Below are 20,722 nucleotides of genomic sequence, written 5' to 3'. Positions count from 1 at the left end.
GCGGGTACGTCCGGATCGTCAACGTGCTGTTTGGCAAGGTTTCGACACATCCAAGCAAGCCGTCTGAGCGATGCCATATCGCCAGACGGCGTCCAATTCCTGGTTAGCTTGACGGAATCTTCCCGGGAGAGAGTCTGAAACTTCCCTCAATCGGTGGCAAAACAAGGCATGTTGAGACGAATCTGTGGTTAGCGACCTATCTCGATCAAGGCGTTTTCATGTTTATTCTTATTCACCTTCCACTCTATCTGGGCGCGTTTCTCATGATGGGAGTATTCACGTGGTTGTTCTCACGAGCATCTGAGTCTGAGGCCACGCAACTATACTGGCTCTCAGTCGTCATCTGGAGTGGCATCATTCTCTGGGGGATCGCGATTGTCGTGAATAATCTCTTGGTCCTATTGCATGGAAGCTGAGGTTAGCCTCGATAGATTCAGGCATCGCGTTTAAGGTGCTGCCTAGATAATTTCATGATATCCGTGCGCTTTTGGGACGATAACAGAGCGGTCACCGTACAAATTGGGGCGGTACTGCTCTTTGGCACGCTGATTATTGGGCCTTGTTTAGACGCCGGAAACCAGGCATCTCAGCGACTCACGATCTAGTATCTGTTTCCTAGTAGCTGCCGCTACATGTCTAACTTACTAGGAAGTGAAGCGGGTAGGTTCGGTTGTGCCAACGAAACTAGCCCGCTTCACGAGAAAAGTTGTAACGCTCGCCCAAAAAGCCGTCGTTGGAAACGCAAAACCCGCCGTACAACGTGGGAACGGCGGCTACGCCGACTGGGTGATCGTCTCGATCCACGGTCTCAAAACCTATCTCGACCTGCCGTACCGTCGATTGCTGGACGTGCTCTACGAAATGCCGCGGATCAGTCGGCTTCTCGGCCTAGAACCGTTCGAACTGCCCGATTTCACAACCGTTTGCACGCGGATGCAAGAGCTGAAAATGCCGATCTGGCGACGGCTGCTGCGGTTGTCGGCGGAACTGCACGAGACCGGCGAGATCCAGGCCATCGACGCCACCGGCATGGATAGGGTCGCGGCGAGCCAGCACTACGCAAAACGGACGAATTACACGTTCAGAGCGGTGAAAACGACCGCCTTGATCGATTGCAAAACTGGTGCGATCCTAGATATACATTGCTCGATGAAACAACCGCACGATACGCAGATCGCGTGGCAGCTGCTCACGCGCAACCTAGACAAACTGACGATACTCACCGCCGACAAAGGGTACGATTGGGAGCTTCTTCGCTATAAACTCCGCTCTGAGGGCGTCAAACCAGTGATCAAGCACCGCGAATTCGGCTGGCACGGCGTTGCAAACAATGTCTTGCTCGATGATACAACGTACCACCAACGATCAAATATCGAAGCGATGTTTTTCGCGCTTCGGCGAAAATACGGCGAGATCGTTCGAGCGAGAACGTGGTTCGGCCAGTTCCGCGAACTCGTTCTCAAGTGTGCCGTCAGAAACACCGAACTCGCGCTCGACGGCTCTAACGGATGATTCTAGGCGTCTAAACAAGACCGATTATTGCGATGTCGATCTACCAAGTGACCATCGTCCCTTCACAGAATGCTGACGTTGAGTACCAGCACAGCCAAACCGTACAAAACCAGATGACTGACGTCCGAAATGGGATTCTGCGCGCCGCTGCCACCGGAACCATACAGCCAGCCTCAGTGACACTCGGCACGCAATACCCGTCACGAGTGTTCTTAGTGAACCCGCCACCGGCAACAGGCACACTCCAAACATCAGACACAGAAACAATTCGACTGACGAACGTCGCCGCGAGAAATCCGAGAAATAATGAGACGAACCATTTCTTCAAGGCTATCAATAGTACGTGGAATACGTCAACTAAGACGCTCTCGTATGAGCCAAACTACCACGAATACGATAATGCGCCAATAATCCGCTATGAATCATCCATTCTGTCGAACTACTACCCGGACGCTGAGGATTCCCCTGCAATCCCGATTTCGAATCAAGTGCTCGTCAACGAGGAGACCAGCACCATCACCGTGGTGGCGTTGAATGGATCGCTTAGCACCACGCAAACGGGCTCGGTAAGTGTTGAACCCGTCCCGCTGAGTGCGCCATATGAGCCAGTCGAAATCACTCCCGAGGGAGACGCGGAAACGATGACGCTCACCATCCCAACTAAGGTTTCACCGGACTTGATGGAGACTCGTACAAGTCTTACTGATGTATCTCCCGGTCCTCTCAACGAGACCGTAAACATTACGCTGCAAGGTAACTATACTCTGCGAACCGCAAAAATCGGTGTTGGGAGCAGTACTACAGAGCCTGGCCCACGGTATCTGACAACCAGTGAAGATACCGTAGTCCAACAATATGAGGAATTCACAGTCTCCGTCCGAGACAGATTCAACAACCCGGTCGGCGATCAGAATGTAACCGTAACCGCGAACGGCTCTGTGGTGGGAGACAACTCGACACGAGTGGATCAATCCGGCGAAGTGACGTATACCTATAATGGGTCTGGTGAGGATGTAAATGTCTCAATTCCTGGCGGTGGAGACGAACACAAAGTCATTTTTGATGGAAGGAGTGGGCCCGATGGCGGCAATGGCGGTAACAACCCGGACGCAATTGAGTTTACTAACTTAGCGGAGTTTAGTGCCAACCCTAATTCTGACAAGTTCCAAATCAAGGAAGTCCAGATTGAGGACAGCGACAGCGACAACGACCTTGTCCGTGTTGAGTTCAGCGTCACCGACAGCAGTGGCGTGGAAGTGGCGAGCAGAACCTTCCGATTCGATAATAGCGAGGAGTACTCGCCTGGTACCATCAATATCCGTGACGACAGTTACGACGTGAAAGATGGTGAAGTATATACATTAACCGTGACCGCGTATGACGAGGATGGAAACTCCGCCAGCAACAACATCTCGACGCCTGCCTAAAAATTGCCGACTGTGAGCATCGATGGGTTTATGCAACCGTTTTAGGTTGTGAGAATATGGCTGTCTGCCCGGAATTTGGATTTGGAGATGCCTCCAACAACGGACTGGACTTAAGACCTCAAACCAAGTGACGTCACGACGCTCGCGGTCTCGGGATTAGTTGTTTTCCCTGACTGCGAGGCTGTCATAGACGGTATCCAAAAGTAGATTCGCACACTTACTAAGCGGCTGTTTCACTCGAAATCACCTGGTGAGAACCCCTGTCTCTATAGGTTGAGTAGCTTCGGTAAGGATAGCGACTGTACTCTGCGGGTGTTTACTACGCAACCATTCCATTCCGATATTGTGGAAAGATTGAACTGTTCGTCAATTAAACGTAGCTGTACAATGGGGTCAACCAGTAGTAGCGATTTGGCGGATTTGACGGAGAATATGCGAGGAGTACTGAAAGTGCTGGCAGATGCAGACGGTGAGGCTCTCCGCGGTGTTGAGGTACGTCGTCGGCTACGAGAGGATTACGGCATAGAACTCTCTAAGAGAGCGATGAACGGTGTAATAGCCAGAGACACAAGGTATCCAAGGCATATGGTGAATATTGAGTGGATCGATGAGAGTGAGATCGACGGAAACACAAGACACGTTTCGCACCAGCTCAAGCCAGAGTATATCGACACAGTACGCGAGCAACTGCAATAGCTTTCTCACGGGTGAGCTTCCAGCGGTAGGCTGACATATCCACTCACCGGCTGTTTCACCGTACTTAGTGGCTGACCAATAGGATTTCAACAGGATCGAATGTACCGAAACCGAATCTCATACGCCCAGTCTACTCGACACTACGTGAACTGCCTCGGGGTCAAGCCCCGAGGCACTCGGCCTGTTCCGCCTGTAGACTCCCACTCTTGATGGTGTAGACTTATACAAATCAGTCCTACTGCCTGATTTACAAACCCTTAAACTAATCTTCGTGTTCTACGTCGCGGGGATCCTCTCTCAGTTCGTAAAGTCCACCACCAAGCTGCTCGGTGTACCCATGTTCTACTAACCTGAGGAGTCGATTTTGGATGTTTCCACGTGAATACTCTGTGTTTTGGGCGATATAGGATGGAGTGCAACGTCCCTCTTTCAGTAACTCCAGAATAGCCTGATCGGTGGGATTCAAGGAAATTTCGGCCATTCGTTACGCTTGGTTTTCCCTTCCATCATAGAATAACTATTGGCATATGCCGCGAAGTATGCTATCCGAATATGCTTATCGCAATAATTAAACTCGTGGGAGAGATACTAAGCGTAGGGAAGCACGGTTATTTGGTCAGCAAATGGCCAGGTGCCACCAACACCCGACCGTGCTCCTCAGAGAGAAGCAATGAGTACTACGACCGCCACACCAGAAGAATATACCGACGTATCGACGACCTACGACAGCAACTGGTGTCCCAACCCAACAATCCCCAAACCACCTGCAACAGATGATGGAGCCAAAATATGATCAACGACACGCCCTCGGTGGAACACCACAAGCAGGTCCGCGACTTCAAGCGTGTCACCACAACGCCACAACAAGCCCTAACGGGACTGCATATTGGTTTCGCGAACCTCCGTGTCCAATGTACTACCTGCGATAGATCACTCCAAGCAGGCAATCTTGTCTGGGTGGACGCATACCGCCCAGCCGATGCGCCAGAGTGGCAACTCACCCGATGCTACTGTCAGGGGTGTGCAGCCCACGCTCCAGACACACCAACGCTTGGCACTAGCGAAGTACGTGCGAAAGCCCGTCTTGATGTTGTCACGCTCCAAAATGAGGGACGGCGCCAACTCTGTCTCAGTGACGTAGAAGTCTGTAGGTTCAGGCCACTCGAAACAGGTGGGTTACAATGATGGAGGATGGCGAATGTATCCGTGATCGGGTGGCGGCGCTTGAACGCCAGCTTGCGACGATTCAGACGGAACTCCAAACGGTAACGAGTCACGATCTTCCCCTCTTGAAGGGGACGCTTCGTTCGCTTCTGGACGCCGAGGTTGGGGCCGTTGATGAATTCCCGGCGGCGGGGCATGCGTTTGGCCAGCAAGTATCCGAGCACGAACAGCGACTTGAGCAACTGGAAGCCAGAGTTGCTGTTGTGTCCCAGCATGCGGATGCTTCGACGAAAGCTGAGAAGATCGGGGCTGTGCTTGCGTTCGCCCAAAACAAAGCCGATGCGAGCGGGAAGGTTGCGGTGACCCCATCCGAGATTCGTGGTTGTACTGGTGTTTCGCGTCGGTATGCGTACGATCTCCTGGATATGATTGCGAGTGATGTTGATGGAGTCCAGCTTCGGGATGGCCAGCACGTCCAGACTGGGTCTGGTTCAAAGCGCAAGCAGAAGGCCTTGCTTGTTGACTGTGAGCGTGTTCACGAGTTAGGTGAGGCCGTGAACCAGTTCACCACAGCAAATGGGGGTGAAGCAACCAAGTGAACTACCGCGCCCTACTCAGCGACTACCGTCGCTTCCTTGAGGGCGCGGCTTCCTGCTTCAACGACACGACTTGCATCCACACGAACGGAGGCATCGCCTCCGTCGGTGGACACAGCGGTCGCAGTCTCCACAGGCGTTCGTTCGGAGTGAACCACTCCTAGCTCTTTCGATCCACGCGCCAGCACGTTGTATGCGGCGTTCTCATCACGACCGGCCGTAAACCCGCACGTTGGGCACGCGTGTTCGCGCACCCACAACGGTTTCTCCGAAACCACCCCACACGACGCACACTCCTTCGTCGTCCCCTCTGGGTCAACGGTGACAACGTGACAGCCGTTCTTCTCGCCGTGATGCTCGAACACCGTGATGAGGTCACGCCACCCGACCTCGTGTTTATTCCGCGCGTTCCCAGTTCCTTCGAGCATCCCCTTCACGTCAAGATCTTCGAGGAATACCGCATCGTACTGCGTCGTGTAGAAATGCGCGAGTTTATGCTTGAAGTCGTCTTTCTTGTTCGTCAACCGCTTGTGCACGTCTGCGACACGGATGCGTTGGTTCTCCCAGTTGTTCGACCCGTGATCCTTCCGAGAGAGCGCGCGCTGTTCTCGTTCAAGACGCTCCCGTTCATCAGTAAGGTCCAGGCGGGAGACTGTGCGGCCATCTGAATCTGCGATGTAGTTCAGAATACCGAGATCGATCCCGACGCAGTCCTCTGGGTTGATCGCTTCGACGTCCGGTTTGGGCGGCATTTCGGCTTCGATCGTGAATGTGGCGAACCACTCACCCGTCGCGTCTTGTTTGATGGTGAGTTGTTGGAGTGACTCGTGGGCGGGGAGGTCACGGTGGAGGCGGATTGGCACTGTGATGGTGTCGCCGGCGACTTTCTTCAGTATGAGTTCGCCGTACCCGTCGGGGCCGCTCTTCTTGTCGAGCTCGAAGCCCTTCTTGTTGTACGTGAACGATCGAAAGTCGCGTGGCGCTTTCCACTGTAACTCACCAACATCGTACCCTTCCCGTTGGAGTGCGCGGAGACTCTCTTTGTTGTCGCGGATGCGCATCACCCCATTCTGCAGCACAGTGGAGTAGACGTCGTTGAGGTCGCTCCACCAGTCTTTCATCGCCGGAAGTTCGTCCCGTGCTTTCCGGACGCGTTGCCGGAGCGTTCCTTGGGCTTCCGGGATTTCGTTGAATCGGTTGAGGCGGTCGTTGTAGAGTTGCCGCACGACATCAACAGTCCACGAGAGTTTCTCGTCGTGCTCATCGGTCGGGAGAAGCGGGTATCGCGGACTGTACTTGTACGTCATGCGACCGTACCAGACCCAACGGTGAGAATCCACTTAAACGACAGCACATCGATTCAAGCGGCACCGCACGACACACGGCAGTTGGTTCTGTATCTCCACCCTACTCACTCCCGCTGGTCGTTCCGCGAGGATGGAGGCTTAGAACCAATAAAGGCTAACCTACGAAGAGAGCGCGAAGCCATCAATCAAGGCTTCTACCCACGTTCAATTCAAAGCTAGGAGTCCGCGAACGAACTGTCGACTAGTGATGGGGCCGGCCTTCTACTGGTGAAAATCTACTTCAAGACGTGATTCCTGGTGGGTCAGACACATCAAATCCTGTGGTGAACCAGTTCACAGACGTCGCATTGTTCGTCTATTTGGCTTGGCTAGTGGGAGAAGATGCGAAGAATAATAATATTTCAGAATTATTGTAGGTGTATGTACGATCTCACTGGTTTTCAGCGTGATCTGTTGTACGTAATTGCCGGATTAGACGAGCCACACGGGCTCGCGATCAAAGACGAACTCGAGGACTACTACGAGTCAGAAGTCCATCACGGCCGCCTCTACCCGAACCTCGACACGCTCGTCGAAAAGGGACTTGTCGAGAAAGGGGAACTCGACCAGCGGACGAACTACTACACGGTGACGAAGCGTGGACGCCGCGAAATCGGCGCACGACGCGAATGGGAACAACAGTACGTCGACCTCGAAAACTGACTTCTCCTCAGGGGTAATCCGGGGTTCCCACTGGGATATCTAGGCGAATAGTAGCGATGCTGGCGGTGGCCGCGTTGAGGTCACCGGCATATTATTCATCGGCTGGTTGTCGCTAGGGATTGTTTCAAGTGAGGGGTGCTGTACGAAACCACGGCATGACACACTCTATAGAATATGCGGTGGTTTTTATACTGGTTGAGGATTTTATGTTTGTTCAAATGACGTTTGACGATGGGTTTGCTGCTGAACTCGTCGAGACGTTGTTTGGGAGACGTGCTGTGATTGCGCAATTAGTGGACCAGCCGATGGTTGACATCCTCCTCCGGCTAAAGCCGGAGGAATCCCGAGCGTTGGGATATTAAGGTTTGCAGACGCCCTGTTCTCTCGGTGTGAACCGGCCGCTCTCGCGGTCGAACAGGAAGACTCCGGGCTGTGCCAACCAGCCGTTACTCATATCCCCAGTCGGAGGACTCTGAGTTATCTTTCGCCGAATGTTCACCGCACCGTTCACGTCCGCGTTCATCGTCGTCTCGCACGATGAACAGACGTACAGTCCACGCTCCACACGGTTGCTATCCCGAATCTGCCCGCAACACGAACACGTCTTTGAGGTGTTCTCTTCGTCTACGCGGTCAACGAGGATGCCGTATTCCTCGGCCTTGTATTCAAGGAGACGGGCGAATCGGTCGAACTCCCAGCCGTGGAGTTTCTTGTTCCCCGACGCACCCCAGTTCCGGGAACCGCCGTTCTCGTCTTCGCGGATGTCGCTGAGGTCGCCAACCGCGATCTTCGCCACACCTTTTTCGACACAGCGTTGAACGATGTGTTTGCTGAGGGTATGGAGGAAGTGGTCTTTGCGGCGGGAGAGTTTTCGCCGAGCCTTCAACGCCCGGTTCGACGGCCCGTTCTGGCCTTCGGTCTGGTACTCCTCACGAGTGAAGTAGTGTTTGTCCTCTTTGAGCGTGTTCCCCGGATACAACTCTGAAGGACCATCTTCGTAGTCGATGGCAAGGTAGTTGCTGATCCCGAGGTCGATGCCCGCCGTCTTCTCGCCGGGTGCATCTTCGACGGGCACTTCCTTCTTACAGACGAGGTGGAGTTCCCATTCGTCGCCGTTGTAGACGGCACGCGCCTGCTGAATGTTCTCCACCTGTACGTCGGGTCGGGTTTCGTACTCTGCGAGGATGAAGTCCGACCGCCCGTCTTTCAGGTTCCAGCCTTTCGAGAGGCGAACCTGCCCGTGTTTATCGTCGTGTTTGATGCCTTTCTGCTTCCACGTCACGGTGGAGCGTGGGTGTCGGTCGCCACGTTTCCGGTAGCCCGGTGGGTTGTTGCCGTCGTCGGAGTTGTACCACCCGGTGAACGCTTCAGCAAGTTCTTCGAGAACTCGCTGACTTGACTGCGAATGGAGGTCACTGTAGCGTTCGTGGTCTTTCAACTCCGCTTTCAGCTCGGCTTCGTCGGGTATCTCACCATCTTCGTCCCACCGGTCTTGGATGTAGTAGCGTCCGACGTTCCACAGTTTTGATGCTGCGAACCCGCACTGGTCGAGGTCCTCGCGAACCTGACTGTGGTTCGTGATGCGTGCGACGTAGGTGCGTGTTGTCTCCAGCATCGTACTGTGTACATAACCAGTTATGGAACAGAGGATATTAAAGTCTGTGTTTGGCATGGAATATCCGGCCCTGTCGGTATCGGTGGAACGTGTCACTGAGTGACGGCGCGTATCCACGGCCTGAACGCCGTGGGATTGCGCCTGCTCCGCGTATAAACACCCCCGAGCCGTCCGGCCACCAGACTACTGGACAAGACGCCACCGCCCAACGTGACGAGAAGACAGCCAATCCACAATCCGCTACCCAGGCAACCCACGAACCAGCCCCACAGACAGCGCAGGAACCAGACGAGACGGATCCAGATGATGCTTCTGGCAGTGATACCCAGGGCGAAGCCGATTCGGCAGCATCGCCGGCGCAGGTATCACCGGACCAACTCTATACTGACGAGACCGGCGCCACATACGTCGAAACTGCACTTGGACCGGATAAACGTCTCCACGTCGACAGTGACGGCCAGCATTACTATCAACGCGGACAGGCAATGCGAGCGGTGTCCGGCGGGTTCGCCATTCTCTGTGCTGGGTTTGCCCTGTTTGCCTTTTTCATACTGCCTGGATTGGCTGGCGGGCCGAACGCACCCCGTGGCAGAATCCTCTTCGCACTCGTCGAAGCCATCCCCTTCGGGAACGTAATCGTCGGTCTGCTCGCCATCTGGATCGGATACCATCTTGCCTACATCGCATACACCGGCCGGGAATACATGAACGTCGACAACCCAGACTAACCGATTTCGGAAACCCCAGATGTACTGTCATAACTGTGGTACGGAAACGACAGCCCAGCAAACGTACTGTACAGCATGTGGTGTCGAACTCGTCTATCAATCATCCCACGCCGATTCCAAGCGAGACAACACCGCGACACCGACAGATTCCACTGACCCAAGTGGTTCAGACGACCACAATACCACCGGCCAAAGAATCCCCCACCAAGCCATCTCAAAGCCGTCTCAAAGTCAGCCACCAGCCCGAGAACAGACAGTCTCGGAGACAGCACTGACCACGTCCTATCAGAAGACCAATAGATTGGACCAAATCCGTGAACTCGCAGGCAATGCACTGTTCGGGTACAGCTTCATCGTCCTGTTCAGACTGACTGGCATTAGCGGGATTCTGTTCCATCCCCATGCCGAGAATCCATTTTTCGCCACCGTTGTGCACGATATCGGCGTCTTCGTCTTCTATCACGGGTTCCCACTCGCGGTCATCGCCCTATTAACGAGTGCGTACCTCACAGCCCGACACTACCTCAACCTGGGCCTCTCCGCTGGCACTCGTGATCACTTGGATACTGTCGCCATGATTGCGCTCTCCAGCTCTTCACTCCTCTATTTCCTCGGTATTTTGGTGGCCTTCCTTGGGTGAACCCATTGTTCGATATTCTAAGGGTTAGAAAAGAGATATTATAGGCTGAACGGCACTGTCTAGTTTTGGAGCTCCTCGATCGGCGTTTTTCCATCGAGAGCTTGGTGGGGTCTGTGGCGGTTGTAGTAATGTATGAACTGTTCAAGCCACTCTCTGACGCTTGACCGACTGCCACCCACGAGTTATGGAAGCGGTCAACCCGTATTTTGAGCGTGTGAAACCACTTTTCGATGCGGGTTCGGTTGGTATAGTTGACCCGACCGCTCAATCCTAATCGAGCAAGCGCAGTCCGATAGCCGAACTGATCGACCAGAAACTCAGCCTCTGAAAGATCATGTTTCTCGCGGAGCTTCTGCAGAAACAAAGCTGCTGGATCGGTGCCATGTCGTCCGAACAACGCGACATCGAGGATTAACTTTGTGTCGATGTCTATTGCAGCATACAGCCAAGACCACTCACCGGTAATCTTGACGGCGGTTTCGTCGACGGCGACCCGCTTCGGCTGCGCCGCCGGCGGGTCGCAGCCGCTGTCAGATAACCGATGCACTTAGTTCCAAACTGCTCCATGCGAGCGTTTTACGCCTAATTCCGCTAAGATTGTTGTTGTTTCTCTGGGCGAACAACCGGTTTGGTGGAGGCGGACGGCGAACGCCCTGACGGGCGTCCCCAGAAATCAAAGATTTCTGGTGTGCGAACGAGACGCGTTGCGTCTCGTCAACGTTGCCGTCTGCTCGTTCTCTCAAGTTTCTTCTAAATCCGGGTTATAGCGCTCGCTGAGCAGGTCTGCGAGCATCTCTGAACAAGTTACTCAACGACCTGCTCACTTCTCAAACTAACTCAATTAGACAGTGCCGGTTGTGGTGTTGAGGGTTTGCTGTACTGTTGTTTCCTTGAAGTTTCATTGGTTTTTTGACTTATTGGCAGGACAGGAAGAATTAAGTTGGCAGCCACAAAATGAACGCCCATCAGGCAATTCCACGGGGTGGAACGGTGTCGGCGCGATTGCGGTGGCTTCCCAGTGTTGAGCAACCGCCAAATCGCTTAAGCCAGCGACCCCCGAATGGTTGCGTGTTAACCGACTATGAGAGACCAAATCACCCTCTTCGATATCCCAGACCGCGACGATCGAGGTGTCTCCCCTGTTATCGGGGTCATCCTTATGGTGGCGATTACTGTAATTCTCGCCGCCGTCATCGCCAGCTTCGTCCTCGGCTTCGGCAGCAACGTCTCCGAAAACGTCCAAGCCGGCGTCGATATCCAATCCACCCAAAGCGACAACGGCCAAGTGAAGGTCACCTGGATTAGTGAAGGCACCGCCGAAACTCTCTACGTCAACACCACCCATAACGGTAGTGTTACAGCAAATGAGACTCTAAATTCGGTTGGAGACACAGCAACAATTGCTGAAAGTGATATAATTGAGGATTCTAGTGACTCTACTGAGGATAATACGGTTACGGTTACCGTGATCGGTGAGGGAGAGAGCGGGACGCGGACCGTCGTCGCCACCAAAGACGTCACGATCTAAGCGAGTGGGCGCGCGGCGTGCACTTGCGTAAGATTAGCCCGCCGTCAAATTCCTTTAGATTGTCATTATTCCACGGCTGAAGTTGTACGGTTCTACGGTCTCTGACCGTGGGCCTGACGGGGTTCCTACCTGTCGGAGTCTTTGATGTATAGTAATATCCAGAAGTGTCTACTCACATCTTTCATCAGATCCTCAAGAACCGACTAAGCTCGCCAATCTACGATAGGTGTCACTACAAAGACTTCCAAATTCTACTATAGTTGTGGGACGTGTCAATGTAAGTCCAACAAAAGTTGGTTTTCTCTTCCTAAGCGATGGAGTACGTATCCTCCCCTTAGACCCGAAATCACAACTAACAACGTCGCTATATGCAACGACTCGTCGGCTATCGGATTTACCGGCAAGTAGCAATCTGAATTTCTTCGATAACGGTTATAAACACTCGAAGAAGGGCATCCAGGCAGCACCGTGTGCGGACGATCTCGGAAATATTGTCCTCCTTATACAATTTTCGCGGTGGAGGTTCGCTAGTGTCGCTGGAATCGTATTCGCGTGTGGAGCAGTAGCGTCGTGGCGATCACGGTGACGACACTGCAGAGGAGTGGGAGAAGGATGGTCTCGGTTGGGAGAAGAAGATAAGTTACTGTGAAGGTGGCGAAGAAGATGGCCCAGCGGCCACAGATGACGGATGCCTTGTGTCGCATACTCCCTACCGTTCAGACTGACTACATAAACCAGTTGTCGCGTTCTCATATCCTACAACGTCCTTCAGAACGGTTTGATATCTCCAGTAATGTGTCTATCGTGGAGACGGCTGATGTGGACGTCTACGAGACGTGTAGAGGTCCCAGTTTTGCGGTGAACGATAGGCGGAGTGTCGTTGCTGGTGGGGAGCGTAGAGCGATTGTCCGAATTGTATGAGCGTACGTGAAATTAAATGGTGCGAGTCGATCCGTCCGCAAGGCGACGGTCTCCTTGTTTACGACGAGGGGATGGCGGTCATCCGCGGAGGGCTTCGACGGGTGATTCGTTTGCTGCTTTCCAGGCGGGGTAGAGGCCGCTGAGGACGCTGGCGCTGATTGCGAAGGCCATGCCGTAGACGAGGTAGCGGGAGCTTTCCCATTGGAAGACGAGCCAGGGGTCGCCTGTGAGGACGTTGAATAGGGCGAGGCCGACGCCGAGCGAGCAGAGGGCGCCGATGAGTCCGCCGAGTGTGCCGAGGAAGGCCGCTTCGGTGAGGATCATGCGAAGGACCTCGCCGCGGCGGATGCCAACCGCACGAAGCACACCAATTTCGCCGCGGCGTTCGATGGTGCTCATGAGCATCACGTTGAGGATGGCGACGCTCGCGACGAATAGTGAGATGGAGCCGATGCCGAGCAGCGCGAGCTCCAGTGTATTCATGAAGGAGTTGATGTTCTGTTGGACGCTGGCGTAGCTGGAGATGCTGAGGATTTCTTCCTCGTTGCGGCCATCCTGATTGAAGTAGGTCTCAAGGTTGGCGGCGATGTCTGTTGCGGCGTCGCCATCAGCAGCAACTATGGTTACTGAGTCATAGTATTGCTGGTCGGATAGCGCTGACAGCGGTAACACGAGTTCGCCGAAGCCACCGGGGCCGAAGCCGCTACTGGAGTCGATGAGGCCACGGATCCGATACAGTTGCCCGTCATACTCGATGGGGTCGCCGAGTTCCAGGCCAAGCGCTTGGGCGGTACTGTTCGTGAGTAATGCGCCGGATTGGAAGCGTTCGGGTGACTCCCCAGCAGAGACGTCATAGAGCGCGCTGGCTTGCGTGAGCCCCGTTACGCTGACGTGGGCTTCTTGGCCGCGGGAGGTAACCGTTGTATCGTTGGTTTTCTGGGCGATGACTTTGGCATCAGTGACGATGCTGCGGATTTCCTCGACTTGTTCGTCTGTGATGCCGTCTTCGGGGCTGTCTTGGCCGGGTGAGATCGTGACTTGATTGGTGAGCCCGCCGAGGTTCGAGGAGGCTTGTTGTTGGAGGGCGACGCCGGCCATGCCGAGGGAGGCGATTGCCATTACGCCGATGACGATGCCGAGCGCGGCCAGTGCTGTGCGGACTCGATTCCGGCCGAGGTTGCGCCACGCCATCAACACGCTGGGGAACCGTGAGAGGACGCTCACGATTGGATCACTCCGTCGACGAGACGGACGACACGATCCGAGTACGTCTCGAGTTGTTCGTCGTGGGTGATCGAGACGATGGCGATGTTTTCTTCGTCTTTGAGACGCCGCATCTCCTCGAGGATCGTCCGCCCAGTATCCTGATCGAGGTTGCCGGTTGGCTCGTCAGCCAGCAGGATGTCGGGTTTGTTGATGAGCGAGCGGGCGATGGCGACGCGTTGTTTTTGGCCGCCGGAGAGCTGTTGTGGGGTGTGTTGGAGGCGGTCGCCGAGCCCGACTCGCTGCAGGAGGTCGATGGCGCGGTCGTGGCGATCAACTGAAGTGTCCCACATGGAGGGGAGTTCGACGTTTTCGACGGCGGTGAGCATCGGGAGCAAGTGGAATTCCTGGAAGACGAACCCGAGTTCTGACCGGCGTTCTTCGGTGCGTTGGTCCTCGGTGAAGTCGGTGACGTCCTGTCCATCAAGGTATACTGAGCCGTTGGTTGGGGCGTCGAGTAAGCCGATGAGGTTTAGCATCGTGCTTTTGCCGGAGCCGGATGGGCCGACCACCGTCACCATCTCTCCGCGATCGGCGTGGAAGTCAACGCCTTTCAGGGCGGTAATCGTCTCCGCGCCACTCTCATAGCGCTTTACCACGTCGTCGAGTTCGATAACGCTCATTGGTTGCGCCAGCGATAGATGCCGATCGCAGCGACGATAAGCACACCCACACCAACCCCGATTTCCAGAAGTGGCAGGCCGCCACTACCGCTGGATTGGTTGCGTGGTGGGGACTGGGGGTTCGAGCGGCCAGCATTTGGGCCAGCGGCACCTGCGCTGTCGCTGACATCGACGGTGGTGGTTTGGGAGAACTGTTCGCCGTTGACGGAGTAGTTCACGCGAACCGGAATCGCAGAGACTGGTGTTGTGGCTGTCACGGTGAGGTCGAACGTGGCGAACTCACTCCGTTCGACGGTGCCCACGAAGTAGCCACCATTCGATGAGAGCGATTCGTTGGCAGCGACGTCTACGAGTACGGCGTTTGCGTCGGCGCCACCGAGGTTTGAGACGTCCCCACTGATCGTGTACGTTGTTCCGCGCTGCATCGTTTCAATCCCGGTGAGGGCCATGTCCGCGGCGTTCTGCGGTGCGTACTGGAGTGTTGTGTTTGTAGTGCGGGGTTGGTACTCACCGTCGACCGTGTACTGTGCGCGAATCGTCAACGTTCCCGGCGGGATATTGCTCCCATCGAAGGTGACGGTCTGTGCGTCTCCACCCGCGATATTCGAGATGGGTGCGCGCGTGATGACGCGGTCGTCCGCGATCACTTGGACTTGCCCGGAGTCAATTTCGACGGAGCCGTATTGGGTGACAGTCGCTGAAATCCCCGGTGAGCCGTTCACGGATTTGGCGGCCGCAGTGACGCCGACGTCCGTTGAGCGCTGCTTGACCGTCACGTAGACGGGTTTTTGGATGACGAATGAGTCCCCGTCAGCATCGGTGCCGCGGACGTACACCGTGAGTCGGTGTTGGCCGGCGGTCTCGAAGGCCGTCGAGAAGGGAACTGTCACTGAGTTTCCGGGACCGATCCGTCCGATATTGTCCGTGCTTTCGAGCGTCGATGGCCCATTCACGCTTACTTCCGTAATTTGGGCGCTATCGGTGGCGCTCTCGGCATTCCGGATTGTCGGGGTGATCGTAACCTGTGAGTTCGTCGTTGGATTCTCCGGGGATACCTCAATAGTGCCGATGGTCATCGACACGTTGAGATCTGAGGGCGGCGAGACATTCTGCTGTGCCGGCGGTTGGCTGGCTGCTACTGGAGTGATCGCAAGCGAGCCAACCACGAGCACAGCGACGACAACGGCCATCGATCGCGTATTTACATTCATCTTCGACTACTTGTTTCGTGGAGGGACTGTGGCTGATACATGACGTGAGTAATCCGCGCGAAACGCTCAACTACGACATACCACGCCAGCACTTAAACAAACCCGGGTAAGTTTTCTACTGGCGAAACACCGCCCATGCCTCGTGGCCGAACCCGTCAACCGAGTTAGCCCCGTCATATATGTTTCTTCGCTTTGACTTGTGGTGTATGGATACGACACTCAGTATTAGTGACGCCCTTCAGTATGGGATTGATCGGCTGCTGTCGCGTGGTGGTGCAATCCTGTTCGGCCTGTACGCGGCGTTCCAGTTGCTCGCACAGGTGAGCTTCCAGTCGCTGTTCGCCGAATTCCTTGCAGGGACGGTTCCCGCTGAGCAGATCGCTCGAACCTACCCACTGGCCGTTGACGTGCCCGTTGTGGTAAGTGCGGGCGTAACCATCCTCTTGGTGCTTGCCGGGATGGTTCTGACGATTGTCACGATGCGAGCGATGCACGAGAATATTAATCGCCTCCCAACAGCCGACCACCTGCGGCGACTCCCCCGAACCGTTGGCGTTATCCTGGTTGTCTCAGTCATCACCTTCCTCGCCATCATGATTGGGACAGTATTCCTCATCATCCCCGGGATCTTTCTGGCGGTGAGTCTGGTGTTCAGCCAGTTGGCCGTTGCACTTGAGGATGCGGGCGTTATGTCGGCGCTGCAGCGAAGCTGGTCGTTGACTGCTGGGCATCGACTCCGACTCTTCGTCCTCGGTTTCCTCATCGCTATCCTCGGCGGAATTACCGGGGGAATATTTGGCGTTCTTGGGGTTATCTCGCCGCTGGCCGGGAATATCCTCTCGGCAATCGTGACGAGTCTTGTGTCGCTGTACGGACTCGGTGTTCTAGTTGGAGCATATCAACAACTCGCCGTTGGCGGTGGCTCCCCGCCATCTGAGGCGGTCTCCGAGATGTGATACGACGCAACTAGCGACGTAGTCGCTCAAACGTGGCTGGAATACCACTTCCTTGAGGCGGTAGAGCGGAGCAATCTGAGAGCTGGATGATTCTCTGTTTGGCGTCTGTGGAGGCGCTTCCTTCCAACGAAGGCGTCCTCGCGTTTGCGCGCGAGGTTGTCCGTTTATCAGTGTCTTCGCTTGCCGTACAGCCCGAGGGACACCAGGAGGAGCGAGAGGAGGGTTATTGTGGGTGTGAAGCCGGGGATTGTGGTCCCTGTAGTTGTTGTGGTTGTTTCGGTTGAGGTGGCGGCTGACGTCGTAGTGGCTGGCTGCTGGGTGGTTTGTGTGGTGGTCGTCTCCGCAGTTGTCGTTGGCTGGGTTGTTGTGGTTGGGGTGGGTTGTTGGGCTGTCTCGGTTGCTGTGGTCGCGAAGTAGAGGGACGGGTATGAGGAGGTGTCGACCCGCAGTGTAATCGTTTCGTTGGTGCGGTTCGTGTGGATGTCCGTTTGCGTCCAGTTGCCGTTTTGCTTCGTATAGGCGGTGAGGTCGTCCGTGGAGGTGTTTTGGTTGAGCTGTGTTGTGTTGAGGGTGGCTGTTACGGAGAGCGTCTCGAGGCTGTCGGGCCACATGCCGTGTGGGGTGAACTGGTAGCCGGCGAGTGCGGTGGCCGAATCGGGAAGTGTGACATTTGAGTCGAGTTTTGTGGCGGTGACGCCGAACTGCCAGTTTGGCTCGCGTGGCGTGACGCGAACGCTTGTGAGTTGCGGATTACTGTCGTTGGTGAAGCTAGTAGGAATGGAGAAGTTCGCGGTCTGTTCGTCGAAGTAGTTGAGGTGGGTGTCCAGTCGAATTGTCTGATTATCGACGATTGTGTGCGAGTACGTTGTTGGGCCGATCGTTGAATCGTCTTGGTCTGTGATCTCGTCGAGGTTTGCGTCGGCGTATGCGTCTGGGTGGAATGCTTTGGTTAGTTGGACCATTACGTCGACGACGCGGGGGGCGGGTTGGCTGATGTGGTTGGTGTCGACGACGACGATATTGCCTTGTTTGAACGCGGTTGTTTCGCGGAGGACGGAGTCTTCACCGATGTATGATTTGGGGTCGTTCCCGAGTTGGCTGGGTGGGGCGCTGAGGACGAGGAATTCTGGGTCTTGCTCGAGGATGACTTCTGCAGAGAGTTGTGGGTATGCCTTCTCAGTGGCTGTGTTTGCGACGATGTTGTGGCCGCCTGCTTTTGCGAGAATTCCGCCGATGAACGTGTTTGGGCCGGCGGTGTAGTGGTCGCCCATGTCGTAGAAGACGCTGGGCTGTTCTGCGCCTTCGACGGCTGCTTCGATGGTTTGTATGTCGGTTTGCATCTCGGTGACCGTGGCGTCGGCACCGCTGCAGGCGCCAGTGAGCTGGCCGATGGTCTTGGTTTTCTGGTAGATGTCCTCGATAGAGGCTGCCATCGCGAAGCGGTAGACGGTCACCCCGGCGTCCCGGAGTTGTGTGACCGAGTCATCTGGAATTGTGTTCGGAGCGAGGACGAGATCAGGGTCGAGACTGATGACCTTCTCGACCTCCACAGAGGAGGGAAAGCCGGACGTCACGACTTCCCGGCTTTCAGCGCCGTCAAGGAAGCCGGCGAACTGGGAGACGCCGACGACTTTCTCACGGGCGCCGAGTTCCCACATCGTTTGGGCGGCGCTGGGGTTGAGCGTCACAATACGCTGGGGTTCTTCATTGAGGGTGACGTCGTGGCCGCTCGCGTCGGTTTGCTCGAGTGGGAACGAACACTCGAGGGCTTGTGTGTTGGTAGTTGTGGCTGGTGCTGCTGCTGTGAGTCCTGGGGCGACAGTAGCCAGGATGAGGATGGTTGTGAAGAGAACTGGGAGCCGTCGATTCATCATACACAACAACGTTTGTTTCCCTCTATAAATTGTAGTTGTTTCCGGATGCAGCCACTATCCCTGCTACTCGAGACAACACCACCTAGGGAAATCACCGGAAGCGCAACGACGTCAGCAAAGAGAACCCTCTACCGCCTCGGTATCAACGAGACACACTACTGGAAGTCATCCTGGGAACCGATCAGGGCAGTAAGAAACGAGTGGCCAGCCACTGCTTCAAGGTTACCTCCCGGCCGCTACGTGGCAGCAGCTTCGTGGCGGAGCCCTCCTGCCACATCAAGGAGCGACAGAACGAACGGGGCTAGGTTGCGCTAGCTTCAATATCGCTAATCTCAATCTCCGATCCGTCCGAGACAGCAGTTACCGTGTAATTACCGGCTGGAGAGAGAAGCCAACGAACGCCGTCGGCCCCAGTCGTGCCGACAGACCGGTTGTTCAGGCGGATCTGCGCATCAATCGGCTCCCCATCGGTCGTCGTCATGTTCACCTTGAGTGGGCCGCCAGCGTACGATTTACTGATGGCGAGGGTGCGGCCGGCTTTCGTGAGCGTGGCATCCGGTGAGCCGGTGAGCGTGTTCAGCTGCATTCGCTGAACTTCCTGATATACGCCTTGCGTACTCGTGTCGATGTAGGAGTTTACTGTGCCGCCAGAATAGGTGAGGGTGAGCCAGTAGGCGTACTGTGGGACACTCGACTGGATCGGGATTGGGGAGAAACTCACGCCTGCGCTCTGATTCATCACCCAGGGGTACTGCTGGCGGATGTTCTCAAGGAGTGGCTCTGCATCCGGGATCGGGCCAGGATCGGCATTATACTGGGCTGGCGTCATCGCTTCCCGAATATAGGTGCCGGCCTCGATGACTGCGGTCGTCGTTCCGGCTTCGCCGGCGCCAATATAGACGCGTTCGGGTCCACCACCTTCGGTGACGGCGGTCACAAGCCGCTCACGGACTGGTCCGGTAAATAGCGCAAGTTGGGCGCGGAGTTCAACAGCATGAGACTTGACGTCGGTGCCGTCGTCTGCCTGGTCTTCGATGAACGACGCTGCCGTCGTCAGGTCCTCGGCGCGACTGTGGATTTGAGCTAGCCGAGTGCTATATGCTTTCGTTGAGAGTTCCTGTTGGCGATACTGCTGGCGCGCTTGTTGGGACTCCGCTCGGAGCTGGGTGACGGATTGGCTTAATGCAGCTGTGGCGTTCTGTAGTACCGTTGTTCGTTGGCGCTCGGTCTCCGTGGTGTCGAGTCGCGTTTGGATTGTTGCCTGTGTCAGGTTCGCTTCGAGTGACCGTTGACCGATCGACAACGCATCGGTAATCGTGATCTCGGGGTCCGTGAAATTGCCGCGGTCTTGGTTGACAGAGATGACGGCTGGCGTCGTGACAGCCGCCTGCTCTGCTTGGTTATTGGTGGGCGGACTCTGCGTGGCTACCACCGTGGTTGCGCCGGAGCCGACGACGAGTACACAGAGGAGGAGGGCAATTCCGCGTCGGTAAACCATACGCGAGCTACCAGTGACACAACCAAAAACCTAGCCTTCCCAAACGCAGTCCCAACACAACCGCAAGCGCTGGAAGTGGGCACACGACACCGAGTATTTGCTTGGTCAGCTACCAACCCCTTCAGGTGGCTTGCCGGTGGACTCCCGCACTTCGCGCTCCCAGACGAAAGCCCCACACCCGCTCCTTTCTAAGAGCGCGCTTTCTCAAGCGGCTTCCGGCACGAGAGTCTGAGCGGTGGGTTCGACGTCCCCGAGTTCAGGGGTGGCTGACGGATAGCCCGTCCATCCGGGGACATCTGCCCCTGATGGACGTATTACTTAATTCGCCCCGAAGGGCTGTGTTGAATCACTAGACGGCGTCGGGATAAGTCACTAAATCAAAGGAGTTGAAGCGGGAGGATTCCGTTGTCCATGACGAAAATCTCCCGCTTCATCGAGCGTTGTGTTTCGATCGCTCAAAG

18 protein-coding genes and 1 pseudogene are annotated in these 20,722 nt (G+C 55.6%); 10 read left to right on the top strand and 9 right to left on the bottom strand.

The features are described from left to right. The first annotated feature begins 672 nt into the window (after positions 1-672). The 3 genes from LPA44_RS17305 (at position 673) to LPA44_RS17295 (ending at position 3,635) form a co-directional block, all read left to right on the top strand. Complete coding sequence (locus tag LPA44_RS17305) at positions 673-1,512, top strand: IS5 family transposase (protein ID WP_230890731.1); 840 nt, start codon at positions 673-675, stop codon at positions 1,510-1,512. A 215-nt stretch (positions 1,513-1,727) separates the two neighbouring features. Continuing rightward, positions 1,728-2,939 (top strand): Ig-like domain-containing protein, encoded by a 1,212-nt coding sequence (locus tag LPA44_RS17300; RefSeq protein WP_230890730.1) that lies wholly within the window; start codon positions 1,728-1,730, stop codon positions 2,937-2,939. Between the two features lie 450 nt (positions 2,940-3,389). Next, positions 3,390-3,635: a hypothetical protein gene (locus LPA44_RS17295; protein ID WP_230890729.1), complete on the top strand. Its 246-nt coding sequence runs from the start codon at positions 3,390-3,392 to the stop codon at positions 3,633-3,635. A 262-nt stretch (positions 3,636-3,897) separates the two neighbouring features. Here LPA44_RS17295 and LPA44_RS18535 read toward each other — a convergent pair whose 3' ends face one another. After that, positions 3,898-4,116: a winged helix-turn-helix domain-containing protein gene (locus LPA44_RS18535; protein WP_442903415.1), complete on the bottom strand. Its 219-nt coding sequence runs from the start codon at positions 4,114-4,116 to the stop codon at positions 3,898-3,900. Between the two features lie 700 nt (positions 4,117-4,816). Between LPA44_RS18535 and LPA44_RS17290 the strand changes: the two genes are divergently transcribed. Further along, complete coding sequence (locus LPA44_RS17290) at positions 4,817-5,398, top strand: hypothetical protein (RefSeq protein WP_230890728.1); 582 nt, start codon at positions 4,817-4,819, stop codon at positions 5,396-5,398. Positions 5,399-5,409: 11 nt separating this feature from the next. On the opposite strand, the gene LPA44_RS17285 is transcribed toward LPA44_RS17290, so the two are convergent. Further along, positions 5,410-6,702 carry an RNA-guided endonuclease InsQ/TnpB family protein gene (locus LPA44_RS17285; protein ID WP_230890727.1) on the bottom strand — a complete coding sequence of 431 codons (1,293 nt, stop codon included), beginning with the start codon at positions 6,700-6,702 and terminating at the stop codon, positions 5,410-5,412. A gap of 420 nt (positions 6,703-7,122) precedes the next feature. On the opposite strand from LPA44_RS17285, the gene LPA44_RS17280 reads away from it, so the two are divergent. After that, positions 7,123-7,404, top strand: a complete 282-nt coding sequence (locus tag LPA44_RS17280; RefSeq protein ID WP_230890726.1) for a PadR family transcriptional regulator — start codon at positions 7,123-7,125, stop codon at positions 7,402-7,404. A 358-nt stretch (positions 7,405-7,762) separates the two neighbouring features. Here the strand turns inward: LPA44_RS17280 and LPA44_RS17275 are convergent, their stop codons facing one another. Next, the gene (locus tag LPA44_RS17275; protein WP_230890725.1) at positions 7,763-9,019 is read right to left on the bottom strand and encodes an RNA-guided endonuclease InsQ/TnpB family protein; all 1,257 of its coding nucleotides are present in this window, start codon (positions 9,017-9,019) and stop codon (positions 7,763-7,765) included. Between the two features lie 89 nt (positions 9,020-9,108). Between LPA44_RS17275 and LPA44_RS17270 the strand changes: the two genes are divergently transcribed. Together LPA44_RS17270 and LPA44_RS17265 are read left to right on the top strand one after the other, a co-directional pair. Further along, positions 9,109-9,747, top strand: coding sequence for a hypothetical protein (locus tag LPA44_RS17270; RefSeq protein ID WP_230890724.1), 639 nt, complete (start codon positions 9,109-9,111; stop codon positions 9,745-9,747). Between the two features lie 301 nt (positions 9,748-10,048). Continuing rightward, positions 10,049-10,387, top strand: a complete 339-nt coding sequence (locus LPA44_RS17265; RefSeq protein WP_230890723.1) for a hypothetical protein — start codon at positions 10,049-10,051, stop codon at positions 10,385-10,387. Positions 10,388-10,446: 59 nt separating this feature from the next. Here LPA44_RS17265 and LPA44_RS17260 read toward each other — a convergent pair. Then, positions 10,447-11,105: pseudogene (locus tag LPA44_RS17260) on the bottom strand (IS6 family transposase). Positions 11,106-11,468: 363 nt separating this feature from the next. Here LPA44_RS17260 and LPA44_RS17255 point away from each other — a divergent pair. After that, positions 11,469-11,915 (top strand): type IV pilin, encoded by a 447-nt coding sequence (locus LPA44_RS17255; protein ID WP_230890722.1) that lies wholly within the window; start codon positions 11,469-11,471, stop codon positions 11,913-11,915. A gap of 999 nt (positions 11,916-12,914) precedes the next feature. On the opposite strand, the gene LPA44_RS17250 is transcribed toward LPA44_RS17255, so the two are convergent. The 3 genes from LPA44_RS17250 to LPA44_RS17240 are packed head-to-tail and all read right to left on the bottom strand — an operon-like array spanning position 12,915 to position 15,798. Further along, on the bottom strand, positions 12,915-14,027 hold the full coding sequence (locus LPA44_RS17250; protein WP_269070468.1) for an ABC transporter permease: 1,113 nt from the start codon (positions 14,025-14,027) through the stop codon (positions 12,915-12,917). A 29-nt stretch (positions 14,028-14,056) separates the two neighbouring features. Next, a complete protein-coding gene (locus LPA44_RS17245) occupies positions 14,057-14,722 on the bottom strand; it encodes an ABC transporter ATP-binding protein (protein ID WP_230890720.1) in 666 nt (221 codons plus the stop codon). Then, on the bottom strand, positions 14,719-15,798 hold the full coding sequence (locus tag LPA44_RS17240) for a CARDB domain-containing protein (protein WP_230890732.1): 1,080 nt from the start codon (positions 15,796-15,798) through the stop codon (positions 14,719-14,721). The genes LPA44_RS17245 and LPA44_RS17240 overlap by 4 nt, the downstream gene beginning before the upstream one ends. Here LPA44_RS17240 and LPA44_RS17235 point away from each other — a divergent pair. Both LPA44_RS17235 and LPA44_RS17230 read left to right on the top strand, forming a co-directional pair. Beyond that, positions 15,704-15,976 carry a hypothetical protein gene (locus tag LPA44_RS17235; RefSeq protein WP_230890733.1) on the top strand — a complete coding sequence of 91 codons (273 nt, stop codon included), beginning with the start codon at positions 15,704-15,706 and terminating at the stop codon, positions 15,974-15,976. The genes LPA44_RS17240 and LPA44_RS17235 overlap by 95 nt on opposite strands. 163 nt (positions 15,977-16,139) lie before the next feature. Beyond that, positions 16,140-16,889 (top strand): hypothetical protein, encoded by a 750-nt coding sequence (locus tag LPA44_RS17230; protein ID WP_230890719.1) that lies wholly within the window; start codon positions 16,140-16,142, stop codon positions 16,887-16,889. A 167-nt stretch (positions 16,890-17,056) separates the two neighbouring features. Here the strand turns inward: LPA44_RS17230 and LPA44_RS17225 are convergent, their stop codons facing one another. Further along, complete coding sequence (locus LPA44_RS17225) at positions 17,057-18,763, bottom strand: PGF-CTERM-anchored ABC transporter substrate-binding protein (protein WP_230890718.1); 1,707 nt, start codon at positions 18,761-18,763, stop codon at positions 17,057-17,059. A gap of 301 nt (positions 18,764-19,064) precedes the next feature. Next, positions 19,065-20,261 carry a DUF7096 domain-containing protein gene (locus tag LPA44_RS17220; RefSeq protein WP_230890717.1) on the bottom strand — a complete coding sequence of 399 codons (1,197 nt, stop codon included), beginning with the start codon at positions 20,259-20,261 and terminating at the stop codon, positions 19,065-19,067. Positions 20,262-20,722: the final 461 nt, after the last annotated feature.

The organism is Halobacterium sp. KA-4, assembly GCF_021028995.1.
GTDB lineage: Archaea > Halobacteriota > Halobacteria > Halobacteriales > Halobacteriaceae > Halobacterium.
The sequence above is the reverse complement of the archived record's forward strand: the minus strand, read 5'-3'. Positions and strand labels throughout refer to the sequence as shown.

What these genes read in the sequence shown, in the direction of transcription:
- LPA44_RS17250 (WP_269070468.1), bottom strand. Translation starts at nt 14,027, where the DNA reads ATGGCGTGGCGCAACCTCGGCCGGAATCGAGTCCGCACAGCACTGGCC.
- LPA44_RS18535 (WP_442903415.1), bottom strand. Translation starts at nt 4,116, where the DNA reads ATGGCCGAAATTTCCTTGAATCCCACCGATCAGGCTATTCTGGAGTTA.
- LPA44_RS17230 (WP_230890719.1), top strand. Translation starts at nt 16,140, where the DNA reads ATGGATACGACACTCAGTATTAGTGACGCCCTTCAGTATGGGATTGAT.
- LPA44_RS17290 (WP_230890728.1), top strand. Translation starts at nt 4,817, where the DNA reads ATGATGGAGGATGGCGAATGTATCCGTGATCGGGTGGCGGCGCTTGAA.
- LPA44_RS17255 (WP_230890722.1), top strand. Translation starts at nt 11,469, where the DNA reads ATGAGAGACCAAATCACCCTCTTCGATATCCCAGACCGCGACGATCGA.
- LPA44_RS17240 (WP_230890732.1), bottom strand. Translation starts at nt 15,798, where the DNA reads ATGACCATCGGCACTATTGAGGTATCCCCGGAGAATCCAACGACGAAC.
- LPA44_RS17285 (WP_230890727.1), bottom strand. Translation starts at nt 6,702, where the DNA reads ATGACGTACAAGTACAGTCCGCGATACCCGCTTCTCCCGACCGATGAG.
- LPA44_RS17225 (WP_230890718.1), bottom strand. Translation starts at nt 18,763, where the DNA reads ATGATGAATCGACGGCTCCCAGTTCTCTTCACAACCATCCTCATCCTG.
- LPA44_RS17280 (WP_230890726.1), top strand. Translation starts at nt 7,123, where the DNA reads ATGTACGATCTCACTGGTTTTCAGCGTGATCTGTTGTACGTAATTGCC.
- LPA44_RS17275 (WP_230890725.1), bottom strand. Translation starts at nt 9,019, where the DNA reads ATGCTGGAGACAACACGCACCTACGTCGCACGCATCACGAACCACAGT.
- LPA44_RS17245 (WP_230890720.1), bottom strand. Translation starts at nt 14,722, where the DNA reads ATGAGCGTTATCGAACTCGACGACGTGGTAAAGCGCTATGAGAGTGGC.
- LPA44_RS17220 (WP_230890717.1), bottom strand. Translation starts at nt 20,261, where the DNA reads ATGGTTTACCGACGCGGAATTGCCCTCCTCCTCTGTGTACTCGTCGTC.